This window comes from Sediminicoccus sp. KRV36, assembly GCF_023243115.1.
Taxonomy (GTDB): Bacteria; Pseudomonadota; Alphaproteobacteria; order Acetobacterales; family Acetobacteraceae; genus Roseococcus.
Map to the genome: position 1 here is coordinate 4,287,071 of NZ_CP085081.1, position 21,135 is coordinate 4,308,205.

Consider the following 21,135-nt stretch of genomic DNA (forward strand, 5'->3'; position numbering starts at 1 on the left):
CCAACCGTCCTGCGCTTTCGCGTCAGGCGAGGGAGGACTCGATCTTCGCCACCCGCCGCCCGTGCCGCCCCCCTTCAAAGGGAGTGGCCAGAAAGGCGGCCAGCGCGTCCAGCGCCACCTCGACGCCGGTGGTGCGGGCACCGAAGCAGGCGATATTGGCATCATTATGCGCGCGGGTGAGCCGCGCCTCGGTGGTGTTGTGCAGCACGGCGGCGCGGATGGCGGGATGTCGGTTGGCGGCAATCGCCATGCCAATGCCCGACCCACAGACCAGCACGCCGAACCCGGCCTCCCCCGCGCCCACCTTCGCCGCGACGTCATGCGCGAAATCCGGATAATCCACGCTCGTGTCATCCTGCGTGCCGGCATCGAGCACGACATGCCCCTGGGCTTCCAGGGCAGAGAGGATGGCCCGCTTCAGCGGCAGGCCGGCATGGTCGGAACCAAGGGCGATGATCATGGCCGGGGCCATACCATGCGCGGCCGGGGGGCCGAAACCGCGCTTTGCTTATGGCCGACCGGCGCTGGCTGCGAGGCCCGCCTGGCTTGCGAGAAATTCCGCCACCCGGAGGCGCGCAGCCTCCCGCGCCGGCCCGTTCGGACCCAGGGAAACGCTGCGTCCATTGGGCAATTGGCGGGTCCGAAGGCCGCCGGCCAGCCCATCAAAACCGTGATGCGCGCCGGCATAGCTCTCGACCGTGATGACCCCGGGCGCGCGGGCGGCGATCTGCCGGCAGGGCTCGGGCGGGGTCCAGTCATCCTCGGCACCCAGCAGCATGAGCAGCGGCGCGCTGCCCAGCACCGGCGCCTCGCCCTGGCCGCAGCCCGGATATAGCGCGATGGCGGCACTGAGCGCGCCAGAGGGGGCCGTGGCCCAGGCGGCCAACGTGGTGGAGCCGCCATGCGACCAGCCGATCAGGATCGGCGCCTGGCCGCGCCCCCAGGGCTGCGCCCGCGCCCAATCGGCCGCCGCCAGCGCATCGAGGCGGCGCACCGCGTAGGGGCCGGCCGGGAAGCCGCGCACGCCGCAGGCCTCGCCCAGGCCACGGCTGCCGAAGCTGTCCGGGAACAGCACCGGATGCCCGGCCTCCAGCAGGCGAATCGCCCAGTCCCGCTGATGCGCGGGCAGGCGGATGGGGCGTTCGGCCGGGCCCAGGCCCGAGCAGGAATGCAGCGCGATGACGGCCGGGCGGCTCGGGCTGGGCGGGAGGTATAGCAACGCGCGAAGTGCCACTGCCTCGGCCCCCGGAACGGTGACGCGCTGCTCCGGAAAGGGGATTTCGCGCGGCGCTTCATCCGCCGTGACGCCGGCGGCGGCACAACCCAGAAGAAGAAGTCCCAGCAGGAAGGTACTCAGCCGCGCCATATCGTCACCATGGCCCATCCAGGCGCCCGGGGCGAGAATTTCGCTGGCCCCTCGGCCAAGTCCGGCCTAAATTCAACCGTTAGTTGTAGAGGCCACCCCATGCGCTGCTTGCCCCTGCTGCCGCTTCTGCTGAGCGCCTTACCGGCCTTGGCGCAGCCCCTTCCCTCATCCCCCATGCCAGCGCGGCCGGAATTGCTGCTGCGCGAGGCGGTCAGCGGCATGCCACGCGGCGCCAGCCAGGAGATTCAGGTGCTGACCGCGACCATCGCCCCCGGCCAGAGCACGGTGTTCCACACCCACGCCTTCCCGGTGACGGTCTACGTGCTGGAAGGCACCTTCACGCTGGACCTGGAAGGGCGTGAGACCGCTGTGGTGCGCGCCGGCCAAGCCATGGTGGAGCCGCCCCACGTCCGCATGACAGGCCATAACCGCAGCGCGACGGAACCGACGCGCGTCGTCATCGTCTTCGTCGCCGATCCGGGGACGCCCTTCCTGCATCCCGTGCACTGATCACGCGCCGTCACGCTCGCCGGCCAACAGGCGCTTCTTGTTGGGAACACCCCAGCGATAGCCGGTCAGGTCCCCGCTGGCGCCGATCACCCGGTGGCAGGGCACGGCCAGGCTGACGGGGTTTTGCGCGCAGGCTCTCGCCACGGCGCGCACCGCCGCCGGGTTGCCCATCTCCGCCGCCAATTGCCCATAGCTGCGCGTCTGGCCGAGCGGGATGGTTTGCAGCGCCTCCCACACCCGTCGCTGGAAGGCTGTGCCGCGCAGATCGAGCGGAAGTTTCAGCGCGGCATGCGGCTCGCGCAGGAAAGCGGCGACATGCGCCACCGTCGCTTCCAGCGCGGCATTCTCATGCAGTTCCGCATGCGGGAAGCGGCGGCGGAGATCGCCTTCCAGCGCATCCATGCCCTCGCCGAAGCCGATGAAGCAGACGCCCTCAGCCGTGGCCCCCACCAACAGCGGCCCCATGACGCTGGCCGCGCGGGCGATGCCGATGGTCTCGCCCTTGGCGCCGCGCCGGGCGGCGCCGGGCGTCATGCCGAGCGTCGCGCCACGCTTTTCATAGACGCGGCTTTCGCTGCCGAAGCCGGCCTCGGCCACCGCGTCGGCCACGCGGGCACCCTGGCTGAGGGCGGATTGCAGCCGGCGCGCCCGCACCCCCTCAGCATAGGAACGGGGGGTCACGCCAGTGATATCACGGAACAGGCGCAGGAAATGGTGCCGCGCATAGCCGGCACGCCTGGCCAGGGCTTCCAGGCTGGGAATCGTCTCGCTCGCCTCGATCAGGGCGCATGCGGCGGCGATGACGTCGCGATGCAGGGCCGCGCGTTCGCCCTTGGGGTCGCAGCGCTTGCAGGCGCGGAAGCCGGCCGCCTCGGCCGCGGGGAGGTCGGCGAAGAACACGGCGTTGCTCCGCAAGGGCGGGCGCGAGGGGCAGCCGGGCAGGCAGAAGACGCCCTGGGTGGTGACGCCATACAGGAAGGCGCCGCAATCCGGTGCGGCGTTGCGCGCCAGCAGGGCGAGCCAGCGGCGTTCATCCAGGGCGAGGGGTGCGGTATCGGGCATGGGTTGAATGTGGCGTGGCGCGCGGGTCAGTGCCATCCGCGCGTTGCGGTCACATCTCCTCGCCCTCGGCTGCGCGCGTGAGTTCGCGCAGCCGCTCCGCCCCGCCGGGCAGGCGCGGGTGGATGGCCAGCGCCGCCTCGTAGCTGCGCAGCGCGCCCCGCGCATCGCCCGCCTCCTCCTGCAGGCGGGAAAGGCTGACCAGGGCCGCGAAATGCCGTGGCTCCAGCCGCAGGCATTCGCGCAGGTCGCCCGCGGCCGCCACGCGGTCCCCCACCAATTGATTGGCCTGGGCGCGCCAATGCCAGGCATCGGCGGCGAGCGGTGCGAGGGTGATGGCGGCGTCGAAATCCTCCAGCGCATCGCCCGGCTGGTTGGCGCGCAGGTTCCGCACGCCGCGATTGAGCAGCAGCGCCACCGCCGCGCTGGCCTGGCGCGCCCAGATCTGGCGGATCGCCATCTCGGCCATATGGGCGCCGCGCTCATCCGGCGCCTCGCGCAGCGCCTCGAAGGCACGGTCAAGGTCGCGCGCCGGCTGGCTTTGGGCAGGGGCCGGCGTGGGTGCGGGCTGGGCCAAGCCAGGCGCGCTGCCGAGCAGGACGGCGAGAGCCAGTTGGGCGGGAAGGCGGGCAAAACGCATGGGTGGATGTTCGGGCGGACGCGGTGCGGGCGCAAGCGAATCCATGCGGCGCGGCGGCAGAATTGCAGCATGTGTCGCTGCTGAAAGAGGCAGTTCAAGCCGGCGCGGCCTTCTGGACCCGCAGGCCGTCATGCGCCGGGCGCCACCCTAGCCCCGGCCGAGGCGCAAGCCCGTCTCCCGCACGATGCCCTGGAACTTCGCCAGTTCGGCCACCACGAAATCCCGTGTGCTGGCCGGCGTCGAGGGCTCGGCCGGGTCAATGCCCGCCAGGATCAGGCGGCGGCGCAGCTCGGGCTCGGCCAGCGCTTCCATGGCGGCGCGGTTGAGGCGCTGCTGAATGGGCTCGGGGATGCCGCGCGGGCCCTGCACCACGTTCCAGGTGATGATGTCGAAACCCGGCAGGCCCGATTCGGCCAGCGTCGGAACATCCGGCAGCTGCGGATGGCGCGTGAGGCCGGTGACGCAAAGCGCACGGGAGGAGCCATCGCGCAGATGCGGCAGGGCGGAGGCCATGACCTCGGCCGAGAAATCGATTTCGGCCTTGCGCATCGCCTCCAGCACGGCCGAACCCCCGCGATAGGGCACGTATTCGCCGGGGAAGCCAAAGCGGTGGGCGAACAGGCTGCCGGTGAGATGGCCGATGCCGCCCGATCCGGAGCTGCCCCAGAGCAGCGGCGCGGGCGCGGCCTTGGCCGCCGCCACCAGCGCCGCCACGTTGCGATGCGGGCTGCTGCCGGGCACCACGATGACCATCGGGCCGCCACCCAGGATGGCGATATGAGAAAAATCGTTCACCGGGTCATAGCGCACCGTATCCGGCAGCGCGGCCGGGTTGGTGCCGTGGCTGGACGCCGAATGCACCCCCAGCAGATGCCCGTCCGGGTTCTGCCGGGCCACATATTCGGCCCCCAGCGAACCGCCCGCACCGGGCCGGTTCTCGATGATGATCCGCGCATTGGGGGCGATGCGCGGCGCCATGCGATCCGCCAGCAGCCGCGCGCCGATATCCACCGAGCCGCCCGGCAGGAAGCCCACGACGAAGGTGATGGGCCGGTCGGGGAAGGCTTGCGCGCGGGCCGGCAAAGCCAGCAGGGCTGGCGCGGCAAGAAGGGCACGGCGATGCATGGCGTTTCCCCGAATTTGGCTCCGGCCGCCAGATAAGCCGATCCACGATGGGGTGGAAGCCGTCCTGGCGCTTTCCCGTTGACAGCCGCGCCGCATCTCTAATACTAAACCATATGGTTAATCATTTCTCTATCGGTGCTGATGCCGCGCAGCTCGACCGGGTCTTCGGGGCCCTGGGTGATCCGACCCGCCGCGCCATCCTGCTGCGCCTCGCCGCCGAGCCGGGGCTCTCGGTCAGCGACCTGGCCCGCCCGCTGCCCATTTCCCTGCCGGCCGTGACCAAGCACCTCACCGTGCTGGAAGCCGCCGGTCTGCTGGCGCGGCAGAAAAGCGGCCGCGTCGTGGCCTGCCGGCTGGAGGCGGCGCCGATGCGCGAAGCGATGGCCTGGCTGGCGCATTACCAGCGCTTCTGGGGCGAAAGCCTCGATCGCCTGGCCGCCCTGGTAGAGGAACAGCCGTGACCGACCCCACGAGCCTCACCCTGGTGCGCCGCCTGAAGGCGCCACCGGAGCGCGTCTGGCAGGCTTGGACGGACCCCGCCCTCATGCTGCGCTGGTTCGGCCCGCACCACACCCAGGCCGAGGCCGCGGAGGGCGAGTTGCGCCTCGGCGGCGGGTTTCGCGTCGTGCTGCGGGAGGATAATGGCGAGCGGCACGAGGCGCTGGGCCGCTACACCGAGATCACGCCGCCCACGCGTCTGGTCTTCGCCTGGAACTGGGCGAGCATGCCCGAGCGCGTTTCCCGCGTGACGGTCCAACTCCGCGCGGTGCCGGAAGGCACGGAACTTACCCTCACCCATGACCGCTTCGCCGATTCCGCCACCGCCACGCGCCATACGCGCGGCTGGACGGAATCGCTCGAAAAGCTGCTCGCCCTCATCGGGGCGGCGGCCTGACCCGCAGCAACACGGAGGAACAACGCCATGGACACGCAACTCGACACTGCCCACGACCTCGTCCTGACGCGGCGCCTGCCGGCCCCGCCCGAGGCCGTCTTCGCCGCCTGGACGGAAGCGGCGCAACTCCAGGACTGGTGGGGGCCACGCGGGATGACCGTCCCCGTGGCCCGGGTCGAGCTGCGCCCCGGCGGCGTGCATGAGGCCCCGATGCGCGACACCGAGGGCCGCGAATACCCCTGCCGCTTTACCATCCTTGAGGTGGCGGCACCGCATCGCATGGTCATGCGGACCGAGGGCGAGCCCTTCCCTGGCGCCACGCTTACCCTTGGCTTCGAGCCCGATCCGGCAGGCACGCGCCTGGACATCCTCTGGCGGCACCCCACCGCCGAGATGCGGGACCAGCACCGCGTCATGGGCTTCGCGCGCGGCTGGGGCGAGATGCTCGACAAGCTCACCGCGCATGTCGCCACCACGCGGGACGTCTGCCCGATGAGCCTCCCGCGCAGCGTGGAGCATGGCTGGCTGCACCGGCTGCTGGGCGAGTGGGCGTATGAAAACAGCTGCACCGCCCCCGATGGCCAGGAGATGACCGCCGCGGGGCGCGAGAGCTTCCGCTCCCTCGGCGGCTATTGGGTGGTGGGCGAGGCCGAGGGCACCATGCCCGGCGGCGGCCCCGCGCGCTGGATGCTGACCCTTGGTCATGACGGGACGCGGTTCCGCGGCAGCTGGGCCGGCTCGATGATGGGCCATCTCTTCGTCTATGCGGGCACGCTGTCCGAGGATGGGTCCACCCTCAGCCTGGACAGCGAAGGTCCCGGCTTCGATGGAACCGGCATGGCGCGCTATCGCGACGAGATCGAGATGGTGGATGACGACACCCGGCTGTTTCGCTCGCTGGTCCAGGGGCCGGACGGCGCCTGGACGCTGTTCATGAGCGGGACGTCGCGCCGCCTGCCGATGGCGGCCGCGCGATGAAGCTCAGCCCCTACCTTTTCCTCGACGGTCAGGCCGAGGCGGCGATCAGCCTTTATCAGCGCGTGCTGGGCGCCGAGGTCACGGTGCTGATGCGCTTCCGCGACAATCCGGAGCCCAATCCCATGGTCCCGCCCGGATCGGAGGAGAAGATCATGCATGCCGAGCTGCGGCTCGGCACCGATACCCTGCTGCTCTCCGATGGCATGGCCCAGGGAAAGCCACGCTTCGAAGGCAGCGCGCTCTCCATCACCGTGACGGATCCGGCGGAGGCGGCCCGCATCTTCGCGGCGATGGGCGAGGGCGGGCGGGTGCAGATGCCCCTGGGGCCCACCTTCTTTGCGCGGAGCTTCGGCATGGTGGCGGATCGCTTCGGGGTATCGTGGATGATCCTCGCGGCGTGAAGCGCGAGTCTGCGCCGAGGGCGGAACGGCGAAGCGGTGAAAGCCAGGCCCAGGGGTTGGCTGCTGTTCGGCCGCCCGCCACAAGCCCTGGGGCCCTGCTGGCGGGCCACTTTCTCTGCGCAGGTGGTCCGGCCGGGACAGTCGTGGCGTCAGATGCCGCGCGCAACCAGGATTGCGGGTTTCGGCCCGCCGGCCATCCAGTCCAGCAGCTCCACCGTATGCACCACGGGCAGCGCATCGCCGGCCAATTGCGTCATGCAGCCGATATTCCCCGCCGCGATCACATCGGCCCGGGTGCGATTAATGTTTTCCAGCTTGCGGGCACGCAATTGCCCGGCGATTTCGGGTTGCAGGATGTTATAGGTGCCGGCGCTGCCGCAGCAGATATGCCCCTCGGCCGGCTCCTTCACCGCGAAGCCGGCGCGCGTCAGCAGCTGCTTGGGCAGCGTCGTGATTTTCTGGCCATGCTGGAGGGAGCAGGCGGAATGATACGCCACCGTCACGCCGGGCTGCTCGCGCGTCGGCGCATAGGCGAATTTCTCCAGCACCTCCGTGATGTCCATCGCCAGGGCGGAGACCTGTGCGGCGGTGGCGGCCTCGGGCTCCTCGCGGAACATGAAGCCGTAATCCTTGAGCGTCGTGCCGCAGCCCGAGGCGTTCACCACGATGGCATCCAGCCCCCTGCCCGCCATTTCAGCCGACCAGGCAGCGATATTCGCGCGCGCCGCCGCCATTGCGGGGTCATGCTGGCCCATGTGGTGGGTCAGCGCGCCGCAGCAGCCCTGGCCCGGCGTGATCACCACCTCGATCCCCATGCGGGTCAGCAGGCGGATGGTGGCCTCGTTGATGGCGGGGTTCAGCACCTTCTGGGCGCAGCCGGTCAGCAGGCCGACGCGGCCGCGGCGGGGCCCTTGCGCGGGGTGGGTCTGCGCCTCCTGCATCGGGCTCGGTGGCGGCAATTCCGCCGGGGCCAGGGCCAGCATGCCGCGCAGCCGCTGGGCCGTCATGGACCGGCCGGGAATGAGGCGGCCCAGCGGGCGGGACAGCGCGGCCATGCGCAATGAAAACCGGAACAGCGCCGCGTTCGGCAGCACCCGGGCCAATACGGCGCGCAGCGCGCGCTCCGGCCAGGGGCGGGTATAGGTCTCCTCGATGTGGCGGCGCGCATGGTCCACCAGATGCATGTAGTTCACGCCCGAAGGGCAGGTCGTCATGCAGGACAGGCAGGAGAGGCAGCGATCCACATGCCGCACCTCCAGCTCGCTCGCCGGGCGGTCATTCTCCAGCATGTCCTTGATGAGGTAGATGCGGCCGCGCGGGGAATCCAGCTCATCGCCCAGCAGCAGGAAGGTCGGGCAGGTGGCGGTGCACATGCCGCAATGCACGCAGGTGCGCAGGATCCTGTTGGCTTCGGCCGTATCCGGATCGCGGAGCTGCTCGGCCGTGAAATGGGTCTGCATCTGGCGCCCTCCGGGTTCAGGTGTCACGCTGTACATGGCGGGGATTGGGCCGCAGGTGAAGGGTGGGAACTGCATGCTCGCGTTGGAAATTCTTGCCGCCCAGGGGCTGGCGGCGCTGGCGGGTCTCATCTTCTCGGTGCTGCTGCTGGCCTATGGCGGGGGCGTGCTGATCGGCCGCTGGCGCCAATCCAGCACGGAGGAGACGGTGGAGGCGACGAGCTTCGTCACCAACGGGCTGCTCGGGCTGCTGGCCTTCACCCTCGGCCTGACCATCGCGATGGCACAGGGGCGCTTCGAAGGCCGGCGCGCAACCTCACTGTCGGAAACCAATGCGATCGGCACCGCCTGGCTGCGCGCCAGCGCGTTTGACCATGTCCGCGCCGCCGAAATTGCCCGATTGCTGGAGGATTACACCCGCCTGCGCCGCGAATTTGTGGAGGCGCCGCTGCGCCTGGTCGAACTGGAGCGCCTGAACACCGAAACCAATCGCCTTCAGGCCCTCATGTGGGGCCATGTGGCCGCCATCACGCGTGAGCGCGCGGACCCGCTGACGGCCGCGCTCCAGGCCTCGTTGAATGACGTGTTTGACCAGACCTCGGCGCAGCGCTGGGCCTTCGCCGCACCCATCCCGGGGGAATTGCTCGTCTTCCTGATGGGCATGGGCGTGCTCACCATCGGCGCCATCGGCTATCAATTCGGCCTGAAACGCCTGGGGGAGCCGGTGATGGCCATATTGCTGGTGGCGGTATGGACTGGCGCCATGGTCCTGGTGGCGGACCTGGCCAGCGCGCGCTTCGGCGCGGTGCGGCCCAGTTCCGCCGTGTATCAATGGACGCTGCAAGGCTTCCAGGGCGGCCTGGTGATCCCCCGCCTGCCCTAAACGGCGTGCCACACACCGCGGGAATTGGCCAGCGGGGCGCCGATCAACTCGCCAAGGCGTAATCCATAGCCCCAGCGGTCCGCCACGCCAGCCGACCGGGCCAGGCGTGGCCGCCTGGCCCGTCAGGGCATTACCCCTTCAGCGCCCGCACCATGGTCGAGCCGAGGCTCGCCGGGGTATCGGCGATGTGGATGCCGGCCGCGGCCATGGCGGCCATCTTCGCTTCCGCCGTGTCCTTGCCGCCCGAGATCACGGCACCCGCATGGCCCATGCGGCGGCCCGGAGGGGCCGTGGCGCCGGCGATGAAGCCCACCACCGGCTTGTTCGGCTTGCCCGGCCCGAAATTCTCGGACTTCAGGAATTCCGCTGCCTGGATCTCGGACTGGCCGCCGATCTCGCCGATCATGATGATGGACTTGGTTTCGTCATCGGCCAGGAACAGTTCCAGCACATCAATGAAATCAATGCCCTTCACCGGGTCACCACCAATGCCCACGCAGGAGGACTGGCCCAGACCGGCGGCAGTCGTCTGCGCCACCGCCTCATAGGTCAACGTGCCCGAGCGCGAGACGATGCCCACCGAACCGCGGCGATGGATATGGCCCGGCATGATGCCGATCTTGCAGGCGTCGGGCGTGATAACGCCCGGGCAATTCGGCCCGACCAGGATGGAGGAGGAACCATCCAGCGCGCGCTTCACCTTGACCATGTCGAGCACCGGGATGCCCTCGGTGATGCAGATGATCAGCGGGATTTCCGCATCAATGGCTTCCAGGATGGAATCCGCCGCGAAGGCCGCCGGCACGTAGATGACCGAGGCATTGGCGCCGGTCGCGTCACGGCATTCGGCCACCGTGTTGAAGACGGGCAGGTTGAGCGTCGGGTGCATGGTGCCGCCCTTGCCCGGGGTCACGCCGCCCACATAGGTCGAGCCATAGGCGATGCCCTGGGTCGCGTGGAAGGTGCCCTGCGCACCGGTGAAGCCCTGCGTCATCACGCGGGTGTTCTTGTCAACGAGAATGGCCATGGTTCAGGCTCCCTTCGTCATGCCGGAGGCATGCTCAGACTTCACGGCTGCGACGGCCTTCTGGGCGGCGTCGGCAAGGTTGTCGGCCGCGATGATCGCGAGGCCGGATTCCGCCAGGATCTTCTTGCCCAGCTCCACATTCGTGCCCTCAAGCCGCACCACCAGCGGCACCTTGAGGTCCAGGTTCTTCGACGCCTCGACAATGCCCGTCGCGATCATGTCGCACTTGGCGATGCCGCCGAAGATGTTCACCAGGATGGCCTTCACATTCACGTCGCTTGTGATGATGCGGAAGGCTTCCGTCACGCGCGCTGAATCCGCCGTGCCGCCGACATCGAGGAAGTTCGCCGGCGAGGAGCCATAGAGCTTGATGATGTCCATCGTCGCCATGGCCAGGCCCGCGCCATTCACCATGCAGCCGATCTCGCCATCGAGCGCCACGTAGTTCAGGTCGTGGTTGGTGGCGTCGAGTTCCTTGGGGTCCATCTCGCTGTCATCGCGCAGCGCTTCCAGATCCTTGTGGCGGAACAGCGCGCTATCATCGAAGCTCACCTTGGCATCGAGGGCGACCACATCGCCCGCCTTGGTGACGACCAGCGGGTTGATCTCGACGATGGCGCAATCGAGTTCCAGGAACGCCTTGTACATGGCCTCCACGAACTTCACGAAGCTGGAGACCTGCTTGCCCTCAAGCCCCAGGCCGAAGGCCAGCTTGCGGCCATGGAAGCCGGAAATGCCCGAGGCCGGGTCAATCGCCACCTTGAGGATCTTCTCGGGGTGATGCTCGGCCACCTCCTCGATCTCGATGCCACCCTCGGTGGAGGCCATGATGACGACGCGCGACGAATCACGGTCCACCAGCAGCGAGAGGTAAAGCTCGCGGGCGATGTCGCAGCCCGCCTCGACATAGACGCGGCTGACCAGCTTGCCTTCGGGGCCGGTCTGCTTGGTGACCAGCACGGAGCCGATCATTGCGGCGGCGGCGGCCTTGGCCTCTTCGGCCGACTTGGCGAGGCGGACGCCGCCCTTGCCGTTCGGGTCATTGGTGAAACGGCCAGCGCCGCGGCCACCCGCATGGATCTGGCTTTTGACGACGTAGATCGGCCCGGGCAGCTTCTTCGCCGCGGCTTCCGCCTCATCCGCATTCCAGGCCACATGGCCATCGAGAACCGCGATGCCGTAGCGGCGGAGCAATTCCTTCGCCTGATATTCGTGGATGTTCATGTTGGAGTATCCCTCGGGGTCATTTCACTGTGCAGTATCACTGAGGACGCCTGTGGCGAGTGCCCGCGACCAGTCATCCCGGCCATGCCGCGCCGCTTCGGAAGCGGCGGCGTCCCAATCATATTCGATCGCGCGGAAAGCCAGGCGCCAGGTGGCGCCGCGCCGTTCCAGCAAGGCCCAGCGCGCATGCGGCGTGCCCGCCTGCATGACATGCGGATAGGGCGTGGCATCGGTATAGGCAGGCTGCCCGACCGAGCCAGGATTGACCACGAGGCGCCCATCGGCCAGCCGCAACGCATGGGCGCGGTGGGTATGGGCGGAGAGGATCAGCCCCTCGCCCGCCGGCTGCGGCAGCAGGGCCGAGACCGCCGCCGGGGGACGCTCCCGGATGCCATGTTCGGTGGACTCATGCAGCAGGTAGGTCAGGTCATCCTCCGGCAGGGCATGCATGGCGAGGATGCCCTCGCCCCGCCAGGTCATCGGCCGGGCACCCAGGGCCGCGCGCTGCGCAGCACTCAGCCGCGCATGGGTGAAGGCATCGGTGGTGCCGAGTTTTTCCACCGGGTGGCGCGCCACCCAGCGATCATGATTGCCGCGCAGCGCGATCGCACCCGTCGCGGCCAGCATCTCGAAGGTTTCGGCCGGCCAGAGCGGACCGGACACCGCGTCACCCAGTTCGATCAGCAGATCGGGCGTGGCCGCGGCGATATCCTGCAACACCGCCGCAAGTGCGAGGCGGTTGCCGTGAACATCGGCAATCACGGCCACCCGCATGCTAGCGCAGCACCGGCTCGGACGGACCCGCCTGCACCATCATGCAGGCGACTTGGCCGAACAATGGATCGCGGCCGATGAGACCAGGCAAAGCCGACACGGCCTAGACGCCGAGCGCCTTGAAATCCTCGACCAGCTTCTTCACCGCGTCGCAGGACTTGGCGAAGGCCGCCTTTTCCTCGGGCAGGAATTCGACTTCGACGATCTTTTCCACGCCGCCCGCGCCGATCACCACCGGCACGCCCACGTAGAAATCCTTCATGCCGTATTCGCCGTTCAGCATCACGGCGCAGGGCAGCACGCGCTTCTTGTCCCTGAGGAAGCTCTCCGCCATCGCCACGGCCGAGGCGGCGGGCGCGTAGAAGGCCGAGCCGCGCTCGAGCAGCTTCACGATCTCGCCGCCGCCATTGGCGGTGCGGTTGACGATCGCGTCGATCTTCTCCTGCGTGGTCCAGCCCATCTTGATCAGGTCCGGCACCGGAATGCCGGCGACGGTGGAGTAGCGCGTCAGCGGCACCATGGTGTCGCCATGGCCACCCAGCACGAAGGCCGTCACATCCTCGACCGAGACCTTGAACTCGTCGGCGAGGAAAAGGCGGAAGCGGCTGCTGTCCAGCACGCCGGCCATGCCCACCACCATGTGCGGCGGCAGGCCGGATTTCTGCTGCAGCGCCCAGACCATGACATCGAGCGGGTTGGTGATGCAGATGACGAAGGCGCCGGGCGCGTAGGTCTTGATGCCCTCCGCCACGGTCGCCATCACGCCGGCATTCTTGGTCAGCAGGTCATCGCGGCTCATCCCCGGCATGCGCGGGAAGCCGGCGGTAACGATGATGACATCCGCCCCCGCGATGGCCGCGTAATCGCTGCCGCCGCTCATCGCGGAATCAAAGCCGTCCACCGGGCTGGATTGCGAGATATCGAGCGCCTTGCCGGCCGCGACACCGCCAAAGACGTCGAACATGACGACGTCACCCAACTCCTTGAGGCCGATGAGGTGGGCGAGCGTGCCGCCGATATTGCCGGCGCCGATGAGGGCGATCTTGTTGCGGGCCATGGGGATTCCCTGTTTGCCTAGCTGTGGCCCCTGCGCATGCGGCAGCAGGCCGTCCTCAATGCGTGTCCGAGCCGAATCCCGGAGCATCCAGGAAAACTTCCGCCATCGGGCGGCGCAGAGTTACCGCGCCCGGCCCGGCTGGGCAAGGCGGGGACGTTCAGCCGTAGCGGCGCTGCGCCTCGCGCACATGGCCCGAAGGCAAGGCGTCCAGCCCCGGATCAGGCGGCAGTTCCACACCGAAATGCCGGGCCAGAACCTCCTGGATCAGCTCATAGCAGCTGCCGATGCGGACCACCTCCATGGTCGAGAAGTCGATCATGGTGGAGGAGCGCTTGTAGCGATGGAATTTCTGCAGGCCATAATCCACCACAAGCTCGGCACAGCCACGGATTTCCGGCTGGATATCCACCGCCCGGAACTTGGTGCCCGTGCCCGTCAGATTGGCCGAGGAGCCAAACAGCGGTTGTCCTTCCTCGGCCGCCAGGGTGGCGATGCGGTGCTCCAACGCGCCCACATTCATCAGGATGGCAACCGTGCCGCCCTCGGTGCTGGCGGCCAGCGCATTCTCGCCCAATGGGCGCAGCAGGGGGTGATCGGCCCCGAAGGGCCCGATGGCCGAGATCGGCAGGTCGTAATCCTCCACCAGCGCGCGGATCATCGTATTGGCCCGCGCCGGCAGGGTGTGCACATCCTCATGGATGGCGAGGCTGCCGAGCATGGCGTTGCGCTTATGCGCCCCCCTGCCCTTGGCCAGGAAGAAGCGCGTCAGCGCCGCCTCGCAGCCCGCCGCCCCGGCATAGCCCACATCGGTCGGAAAGACGGCGACACCGCCGGCCTTCACCACATCCACGATGCGCCGCGCATCGCCGGCGATATCCAGTCTTTCCATGGGCAATCTCAATCCAGCCGGAGGTTGAGGCCGGGCAGGATGGGCGCCCAGCGTTGATTTTCGGCGCGCAGCATGGCCATGGCCTGCTCGGGCGTCGTGGTCATGATCTCGAAGCCGGCGCGGGTCAGCGCATCGCGCAGGGCCGGTTCGGCGAGGCTTTCCACACTCGCCGCGTGCAGCGTCTCGATGATGGGGCGTGGCGTCTGGGCAGGTGCGAACAGCAGGAAGCGCAGCGCATTCACCACCGCGGGCAGCCCTTCCTCCGCCGTGGTGGGAATATCGGGGGCTGCGGCGGAACGCGTGGGCGAGAGCAGCGCCAGCGGTCGCAAGGTGCCGGCCTGGAAATGCGAACTGACCGCCCCCAGGCTGAAGACGCCCAGCTGCACATGCCCCGCCAGCACGTCATTCAGCGCCGGGCCACCGCCGCGATACTCCACCTGGATCATCCGCACGCCGGCCTCGCGCGCGAAGAGTTCGAAGCCCAAATGATGCGGGGAGCCGATGGAGGGGTTGGCGAAGGAGTATTTCTCCGGCTCGCGCTGCAGCAGGGCCACGAATTCCCGCAGGTTGCGGACCGGCAAGGCAGGATTGATGCCCAGCACCAGGGGCGACTGCGCCAGATAGGTAATGGGCATGAAATCGCGGAACAGATCATAGCCCAGCCGCTGATAGAGATGCGGAAACAGCGCCACATTATCGGCGTTGATGATCAGCGTCTGGCCATCCGGCGCGGCACGGGCCGCGAGCTCCATGCCGATATTGGTCGCGGCCCCACCGCGATTTTCGATGATCAGCGGCTGGCCCAGCCGCACCCGCATGCGCTCGGCCCAGGGGCGGGAGAGCGCGTCGGTCCCCCCGCCGGGCGGATAGGGGATGATCAGTCGGATCGGGCGTGCGGGATAGGCTTGCGCGTGGGCAAGGGCCGGCCAAAGGGCCAGGGCAGTCAGCGCGGTGCGGCGGCGCATGGTGTTTCCTCCCGGCCAGCCCCAGGAGCGGGGGGCTGGCCTCAGGAGGCTAGATCATCTTGTCCGGACAAGAAAGCCGGGTGGGCCGGTTCAGAGCGGGACGCAGCGCGTGATGTCGTTATGACCGATGGCCATGGTGGCGATCGTACCATCGGGGCAGCCAGCCTGGCTCATCGCGGCCGGGGCAAGGCCGCCGGTCCAGCGCATCGAGGCGGTGCGCGTCGCGGTCGGCGCGCAGACCCGGCGGCCGTTCCGCGTGGTGCAGCTCGCCATCGCCGTCTGGCGCAGGCCGCGCGACGGGGCGGCAACCTGCCGGCCATAGGGAATGGCGGCCATCTGGCGGCTCTGACCGTGGCGGAGCACGGCGCGGTTGGACCCTGCCACCTGGCGGGAGGAGGCATGGCGCGGCGCGCTGGCGCGCGTCATGGCCGAGCGGCCGGCGGCCGGGCGCGTGGCGGAAGCGGAACGCGAGGCGGAGCTGGCCGATGCCGGGCGGCTGGAAGCGCTGCGCGATGTGGAGCGAGCGGCCGCACCCGTTGCGGTGGAGCGGGAAGAGGAAGTTGCCGCCACCGACCGGGCGGAAGAAGTCGTCTGTGCGGAAGACCGGGCATCAGCGCGGGCCGAAGCTTCGCCCGGCATCAACGCAAGGCTCAGGCATAGGCCCAGAAGGCCCTTCATCAATGAGCGCATAAAACCCCCGTTTTCCGACTCTGATGTTACGCCGTATTACGTCACGGGAGATGAGGCAAGCCTAAATACTCCTGGCTCTGCATTTCCATGAGCCGGGATGCGGTCCGCTCGAACATGGAAGCGTTCTCGCCCCGCTCATAAAGCTCGTCCGGACCCGCTTCCGCCGAAGCCAGAAGCTTGCACCGATGTTCATAAAGCGCATCCACCAGCGTGACGAAGCGCCGCGCCTTGTCGAAATTCTCGGGCCCGAGTCGCGGGATGCCGTCCAGCACCACGGTATGGAAATGCGTGGCCAGGGCGAGGTAATCGGCCGGGCCGAGCGGGCGGCCGCAAATCTCGTTGAATTCCAGCCGCGCCACCCCGCGCGCCGCCTCGGCGATGGGCATGGGGTGGCCCAGCACCTGCAAGCTGGTGGGCTGGCCGCGCGCGGCGCCGGTCAATTCCAGGAAGGCCGCGTCCAGCGCGCGCTCGGCCCGGCCATCCATCGGGTGGTGCCAGGTGGGCAGGCCGCGAATACGCTCGCGCCGGTAATCCTGCGCGGATTCGAGATGAAGCACCTCCACGCGCGACTGGATGAGCGCGATGAAGGGCAGGAAGGCATCGCGCCCCGGCTTGCCCCGGAACAGATCCTGCGGCGCGGTGTTGCTGGTCGCCACCACCACCACGCCACGGGCGAAAAGTGCCTCGAACAGCCGGCCGAGGATCATCGCATCGGCGATGTCGTGCACCTGGAACTCGTCGAAGCAGAGCAGCGCGGCCTCGGCCGCGATGGAATCCGCCAGTGGCGGGATCGGATCATCCGAGCCGGGATGCGCCGCCTTCCAGCGATGGATGCGCTGATGCGCCTCCTGCATGAAGGCATGGAAGTGGATGCGGCGCTTGCGCGTGACCTCGGCAGTCTCAAAGAACAGGTCCATCAGCATGGACTTTCCACGCCCGACGGCACCCACCAGGTACAGGCCTTCGGGGGTGCCTGGCGGAGCCGCCAGATCGCCCGAGCCGCGCTTGGCGCCGAACAGCCGACCGATCAGGCCGCGCGGCGTGGGGGCCGCGGGCTGTGGGTCATAGCCACGCAGGATGCGCCAGAGATTTTGCAGGGTTTCGGCCGCATGCGCCTGGGCTGGGTCGGCACGCAGCGCCCCCTCGGCCACGCGGGTGCGATAGGCCGGTAGGGGGCCCTGGTTCGGCGGGGGCAGGGAATCCATGGCTGGACCGGATAGACCCGCGGGGCGGAATGCTCAACCGGGTGAGCGCAGCGCGCGGCCGGGTTTGCGCAACGCGCGGCGTTTCAGCCCCTCGGCCAGGGCCAGATAGGCCAGCACCAATGCTGCGATCAGCCCCAGCAAGGCCCCGGGCAGCGGCGCAAAGCCGATCAACGCGCCCAGGGGCGAGAGCGCCACGACCAGCGCCAGCGCCAGTGCCCCCAGCGAGGAGAGAACAAGCCCCCGATGCGGCAGGCTGCGCCATGCCGGCCCACCGGTGCGGATCACAAACACCACCAGCACCTGCGTCGCCATGGATTCCACGAACCAGGCCGTGCGGAACACCTCGGGCGAGGCGTCGAAGCCCAGGCGAAGGATGGCGAAGGTCGCAATGTCAAAGACCGAGGAGAGCGGCCCCATCACCAGCGTGAAACGCAGGATGGCCGCCATGTCCCAGCCATGGGGTGCCGCGATATCCGCCTCATCCACGGAGTCGAAGGGAATGCCCGTCTCGCTCACATCATAGAGCAGGTTGTTCAGCAGCACCTGCACCGGCGTCAGCGGCAGGAACGGGATGAACAGCGATGCCGCCGCCATGGACAGCATGTTCCCGAAATTCGAGGAGGTGCCCATCCGGATGTATTTCGTGATGTTGGCATCCGTGCGCCGCCCCTCCGCGACGCCATCCGCCACGACGCCGAGATCCTGTTCCAGCAGGATCAGATCCGCCGCCGCCCGCGCCACATCCGAAGCATCGGCCACGGACATGCCGCAATCCGCCTGGCGGATGGCCGGGGCGTCATTGATGCCATCACCGAGAAAGCCCACCGTGTGGCCGCGCGCCTGGAGTGCGCGGATCACACGCGCCTTCTGGTCGGGCGAGACGCGCGCGAAGAGATCCGTGCCCTCCACCCGGGCCGAAAGCGCATCATCATCCAGCGCCTGCATCTCCTCGCCGGTCAGCAAGCCGCGCGCCGGAATGCCGAGCGCACTGATCAAATGCCGCAGCACCGGCGCCGCATCGCCCGAAATGATCTTCACCTGCACCCCGGCCGCACCCAGGCGCGCGATGGCAGCGGCGGCGCTGGGCTTGGGCGGATCCTCGAAGGCGCAGAGCCCGGCCCAGACCAGTGCGCTTTCATCGCCCGGGTCCGGCCGGTCCTGATCCTGCGGCATGTCGCGCCAGGCCACACCCAGGCAGCGCAACCCCTGCCCCGCCAGCGCGTCCTGCTGGGCCACCAGCGCGGCACGACGCGCCGGATCGAGCGGGACGGGACCGTCAGGGCCCTCCATCCGGCTGGCACGGGCCAGCAATTCCTCCGGCGCGCCCTTCACCACGAGGAGGCGCCGCCCATCATGCTGCGCCAGGACCGAGACGCGGCGACGCTCGAAATCGAAGGGAATATCGGCGATGCGCAGCCAACCCGGAAAGGGCATCGCCTCGGCAGCGGCCAGGATGGCGTCATCCAGCGGGCTTTTCACGCCACTCTCGAAGCGGCTGTTCACCGCCGCCAGTTCGAGGACGCGCGGGCTGTCCGCCCCATCCGGCCCGATATGCCGCGCGAGGGAAATGCGCGCCTCGGTCAGCGTGCCGGTCTTGTCGGTGCAAAAGACATCCATGGCGCCCAGGTCATGGATGGCGGGCAGGCGCTTCACCACCACCCGCCGCCTGGCCATGCGTTGCGCCCCGCGGGAGAGGGTGACGGTCGTGATCATCGGCAGTAATTCGGGCGTGAGACCGACCGCCAGCGCGATGGCAAAGAGGAAGCTCTCCAGCGCCGGCCGGCCGAAAGCCAGATGCGTCAGCAGGACGAACAGCACGAGAAACCCGGTCAGCCGCAGGATCAGCACGCCCAGCCGATGCAGGCCGATCTGATAGGCGGTGGGCGGCGCATCGCCTTCCAGCGCCGCGGCGATGGCGCCAAAGCGGGTTTCAGCCCCGGTGGCGGTGACCAGCATGCGCGCCTCGCCGCTGATCATCGCGGTGCCGGCGAACAGCGCGCTGAAAGCTTCGGCCGGGCCATGCGCCTGGGCAGGGCCAGGGCGCTTTTCCACCGGATAGGGCTCGCCCGTCAGCAGGGCCTCCTGCGCATGGGCATCGGCACCGCAGAGCACCACGCCATCGGCCGGCACCAGGTCTCCCGCGCGCAGCAACACCACATCGCCGGGCACCAGCGCCTCGGTCGGGATGGCGCGCGGCGCGCCGTTGCGCAGCACGCGCGCCTCGATGGCAACGGAATGGCGCAGCGCCTCCGCCGCGGCCTGGGCCCGGCCCTCCTGGAACACGTCGAGGCCTATGGAAAAGCCGAGAATCGCCAGGATGATCAGCATGCTGGCCACATCGCCCGTGACGCCCGAGAGCAGCGCGGCCACGATGAGGATGGCGATCAACGGCTCGATCAGCCGCCGCAGCAAGCGCATCGGGAGACGCCGATGACCCGGCAATACGGCGCGGTTGGGGCCGAAGCGCGCGAGGCGCAGTTGCGCCTCGGCCTCGGTCAGGCCGGCGGCGGAAGCCCCGATGGCCGCAAGCGCCTCGCTGGGCGCCATGGCCCAGAAGGGATCAATTCCGGCATCATCCATGAACGGGAAGCTACACCCCCTGGCATGGCCGCAGGATGGTCATTCCCTGTCGCCCAGGCCATCCGCGCCATCAGGAGAACGCGCGGTAATGGAATTCCGTCTCGCCCGCCTCGGCCAGGGCCTCGGCCAGCAGGCCGTGATGCGGCGAGAGGGCGCAGGCCGGGTCCGTATTCGCGGCCGCGCCGGTCAGCGCGAAGGCCTGGCAGCGGCAGCCGCCCCAATCGCGCTCGGCATGCGCGCAACCCTGGCAGGGCTTGGGCATCCAGGCGGTCCCGCGAAAGGCGTTGAAGGCATCGCTGCCGGCCCAAGCCTCAGCCAGGCTCGTGTCCCGGATATTGGGAAAGACCATGCCCGTGATGGATTCCGCCGCGTGGCAGGGCAGGATATGGCCCGCCGGCGAGACGCCCAGAAAACGCCGCCCCCAGCCGCCCATGCAGGCCTTGGGCCGCGCCGCGTGGTAATCGGGCACCACATAGTCAATCACCAGGCGGCCGCGATGCGCCACCCGCGCGGCCTCCACGATCAGCGTCGCCTCATCCAGCTGCGCGCGGGTGGGCAGCAGTGCGGCGCGATTGGCCAGCGCCCAGCCATAATACTGCACATGCGCGACTTCGAGCCGGCCCGCCCCCCATTCCAGCGCGATGGCGATCAGCCGGGGCAGGTTGTGCAGGTTCTGCCGATGCACCACGGCATTGAGCGTAAGCGGCAGGCCGGCCTGCTTCACCAGCGCGGCCGCCGCGTGCTTCTTCGCCTGCGCGCCCTTCATGCCGCCGATGCGCTCCGCCCCCGCAGCCTCGGCGTCCTGCAAGGAGAGCTGCACATGATCCAGCCCGGCCGCCACCAGGCGCTCCATCAACCCGGCATCCAGCAGGACGCCGGCGGTGATGAGGTTGGTGTAGAGCCCCGAATCATGCGCACTCGCGACCAGTTCCACGATGTCCCGCCGGGCCGTGGGCTCGCCGCCCGAGAGGTGGATTTGCAGGCAGCCCAGGGCCGCCGCCTCCTGGAAAACACGCCCCCATTCCGCCGTGCTGAGCTCCTCGCTCATGCGGGTCAGTTCCGCCGGATTGGAGCAATAGGGGCAGCGCAATGGGCAGCGATGCGTCAGCTCCGCCAGCAGGGCGAGGGGCGCGTCAGGCGGCGGCGCATCAACCATGCAGCAGCGCGCCCTTGGCCTGCAGGTCATCCAGCATCACCCGCACATCGGCGGCTATGGTATCCACCGGGGCCGCGAATTTCTGCGCGAGCTCGGCCACGATCGCGGCTTCATCGCGCTGCCCATCCACCAGGCGCAGCACTTCCAGCGCGATCTCGTCGGGGATGAACATGCGCTCGGGCGCCATGACGATCCAGCGGCCCCGCGCGCGGTCCTCCTGCAGCCGGACCCCGGGGGCGAAGCGGGGGGTCATG

23 protein-coding genes are annotated in these 21,135 nt (G+C 69.0%); 6 read left to right on the forward strand and 17 right to left on the reverse strand.

Features of this window, described 5'->3' with window-relative positions:
• Positions 1-22: 22 nt before the first annotated feature.
• Entirely contained in the window at positions 23-460 is a 438-nt protein-coding gene (gene rpiB, locus LHU95_RS20390) for a ribose 5-phosphate isomerase B (protein WP_248708789.1), read from the reverse strand.
• Positions 461-508: 48 nt separating this feature from the next.
• Positions 509-1,366 (reverse strand): dienelactone hydrolase family protein, encoded by an 858-nt coding sequence (locus LHU95_RS20395; protein ID WP_248708790.1) that lies wholly within the window; start codon positions 1,364-1,366, stop codon positions 509-511.
• 99 nt (positions 1,367-1,465) lie between these two features.
• Here LHU95_RS20395 and LHU95_RS20400 point away from each other — a divergent pair, with 99 nt between their 5' ends.
• On the forward strand, positions 1,466-1,876 hold the full coding sequence (locus LHU95_RS20400; RefSeq protein WP_248708791.1) for a cupin domain-containing protein: 411 nt from the start codon (positions 1,466-1,468) through the stop codon (positions 1,874-1,876).
• On the opposite strand, the gene LHU95_RS20405 is transcribed toward LHU95_RS20400, so the two are convergent.
• From LHU95_RS20405 to LHU95_RS20415, 3 genes are all read right to left on the reverse strand, one after another.
• Positions 1,877-2,974, reverse strand: a complete 1,098-nt coding sequence (locus tag LHU95_RS20405; protein ID WP_248708792.1) for a methylated-DNA--[protein]-cysteine S-methyltransferase — start codon at positions 2,972-2,974, stop codon at positions 1,877-1,879.
• A 13-nt stretch (positions 2,975-2,987) separates the two neighbouring features.
• Complete coding sequence (locus LHU95_RS20410; protein ID WP_248708793.1) at positions 2,988-3,575, reverse strand: hypothetical protein; 588 nt, start codon at positions 3,573-3,575, stop codon at positions 2,988-2,990.
• Positions 3,576-3,722: 147 nt separating this feature from the next.
• Positions 3,723-4,700, reverse strand: a complete 978-nt coding sequence (locus LHU95_RS20415; protein ID WP_248708794.1) for a tripartite tricarboxylate transporter substrate binding protein — start codon at positions 4,698-4,700, stop codon at positions 3,723-3,725.
• Between the two features lie 113 nt (positions 4,701-4,813).
• Between LHU95_RS20415 and LHU95_RS20420 the strand changes: the two genes are divergently transcribed.
• The 4 genes from LHU95_RS20420 to LHU95_RS20435 are packed head-to-tail and all read left to right on the forward strand — an operon-like array spanning position 4,814 to position 6,974.
• The gene (locus tag LHU95_RS20420; RefSeq protein ID WP_248708795.1) at positions 4,814-5,161 is read left to right on the forward strand and encodes a metalloregulator ArsR/SmtB family transcription factor; all 348 of its coding nucleotides are present in this window, start codon (positions 4,814-4,816) and stop codon (positions 5,159-5,161) included.
• Positions 5,158-5,595, forward strand: coding sequence for an SRPBCC domain-containing protein (locus LHU95_RS20425; RefSeq protein WP_248708796.1), 438 nt, complete (start codon positions 5,158-5,160; stop codon positions 5,593-5,595). The genes LHU95_RS20420 and LHU95_RS20425 overlap by 4 nt, the downstream gene beginning before the upstream one ends.
• 27 nt (positions 5,596-5,622) lie before the next feature.
• The gene (locus LHU95_RS20430) at positions 5,623-6,573 is read left to right on the forward strand and encodes a DUF1579 family protein (protein WP_248708797.1); all 951 of its coding nucleotides are present in this window, start codon (positions 5,623-5,625) and stop codon (positions 6,571-6,573) included.
• Positions 6,570-6,974: a VOC family protein gene (locus LHU95_RS20435; protein ID WP_248708798.1), complete on the forward strand. Its 405-nt coding sequence runs from the start codon at positions 6,570-6,572 to the stop codon at positions 6,972-6,974. Before LHU95_RS20430 ends, LHU95_RS20435 begins: the two co-directional genes overlap by 4 nt.
• Positions 6,975-7,123: 149 nt before the next feature.
• Here LHU95_RS20435 and glcF read toward each other — a convergent pair whose 3' ends face one another.
• Positions 7,124-8,434: a glycolate oxidase subunit GlcF gene (gene glcF, locus LHU95_RS20440; RefSeq protein ID WP_248708799.1), complete on the reverse strand. Its 1,311-nt coding sequence runs from the start codon at positions 8,432-8,434 to the stop codon at positions 7,124-7,126.
• Between the two features lie 73 nt (positions 8,435-8,507).
• On the opposite strand from glcF, the gene LHU95_RS20445 reads away from it, so the two are divergent.
• Positions 8,508-9,314 (forward strand): hypothetical protein, encoded by an 807-nt coding sequence (locus LHU95_RS20445; protein WP_248708800.1) that lies wholly within the window; start codon positions 8,508-8,510, stop codon positions 9,312-9,314.
• Positions 9,315-9,444: 130 nt separating this feature from the next.
• On the opposite strand, the gene sucD is transcribed toward LHU95_RS20445, so the two are convergent.
• The 11 genes from sucD to pqqD all read right to left on the reverse strand — a co-directional run bounded on the left by sucD (position 9,445) and on the right by pqqD (position 21,134).
• On the reverse strand, positions 9,445-10,341 hold the full coding sequence (gene sucD / locus LHU95_RS20450) for a succinate--CoA ligase subunit alpha (protein ID WP_248708801.1): 897 nt from the start codon (positions 10,339-10,341) through the stop codon (positions 9,445-9,447).
• 3 nt (positions 10,342-10,344) lie between these two features.
• A complete protein-coding gene (gene sucC, locus LHU95_RS20455) occupies positions 10,345-11,565 on the reverse strand; it encodes an ADP-forming succinate--CoA ligase subunit beta (RefSeq protein WP_248708802.1) in 1,221 nt (406 codons plus the stop codon).
• 24 nt (positions 11,566-11,589) lie between these two features.
• Positions 11,590-12,327, reverse strand: a complete 738-nt coding sequence (locus LHU95_RS20460; RefSeq protein ID WP_248708803.1) for a metallophosphoesterase family protein — start codon at positions 12,325-12,327, stop codon at positions 11,590-11,592.
• 115 nt (positions 12,328-12,442) lie between these two features.
• Positions 12,443-13,396, reverse strand: coding sequence for a malate dehydrogenase (gene mdh / locus LHU95_RS20465; RefSeq protein ID WP_248708804.1), 954 nt, complete (start codon positions 13,394-13,396; stop codon positions 12,443-12,445).
• A 157-nt stretch (positions 13,397-13,553) separates the two neighbouring features.
• The gene (locus tag LHU95_RS20470; protein ID WP_248708805.1) at positions 13,554-14,285 is read right to left on the reverse strand and encodes a Sua5/YciO/YrdC/YwlC family protein; all 732 of its coding nucleotides are present in this window, start codon (positions 14,283-14,285) and stop codon (positions 13,554-13,556) included.
• An 8-nt stretch (positions 14,286-14,293) separates the two neighbouring features.
• The gene (locus LHU95_RS20475) at positions 14,294-15,250 is read right to left on the reverse strand and encodes a tripartite tricarboxylate transporter substrate-binding protein (RefSeq protein WP_248708806.1); all 957 of its coding nucleotides are present in this window, start codon (positions 15,248-15,250) and stop codon (positions 14,294-14,296) included.
• A 90-nt stretch (positions 15,251-15,340) separates the two neighbouring features.
• Positions 15,341-15,676, reverse strand: coding sequence for a hypothetical protein (locus tag LHU95_RS20480; protein ID WP_248708807.1), 336 nt, complete (start codon positions 15,674-15,676; stop codon positions 15,341-15,343).
• A gap of 305 nt (positions 15,677-15,981) precedes the next feature.
• Positions 15,982-17,145, reverse strand: a complete 1,164-nt coding sequence (gene zapE, locus LHU95_RS20485; protein ID WP_248708808.1) for a cell division protein ZapE — start codon at positions 17,143-17,145, stop codon at positions 15,982-15,984.
• Between the two features lie 33 nt (positions 17,146-17,178).
• The gene (gene mgtA, locus LHU95_RS20490; protein ID WP_248708809.1) at positions 17,179-19,725 is read right to left on the reverse strand and encodes a magnesium-translocating P-type ATPase; all 2,547 of its coding nucleotides are present in this window, start codon (positions 19,723-19,725) and stop codon (positions 17,179-17,181) included.
• Between the two features lie 70 nt (positions 19,726-19,795).
• Positions 19,796-20,881, reverse strand: a complete 1,086-nt coding sequence (gene pqqE / locus LHU95_RS20495; RefSeq protein ID WP_248708810.1) for a pyrroloquinoline quinone biosynthesis protein PqqE — start codon at positions 20,879-20,881, stop codon at positions 19,796-19,798.
• A complete protein-coding gene (gene pqqD, locus LHU95_RS20500; protein ID WP_248708811.1) occupies positions 20,874-21,134 on the reverse strand; it encodes a pyrroloquinoline quinone biosynthesis peptide chaperone PqqD in 261 nt (86 codons plus the stop codon). The genes pqqE and pqqD overlap by 8 nt, the downstream gene beginning before the upstream one ends.
• Position 21,135: the final 1 nt, after the last annotated feature.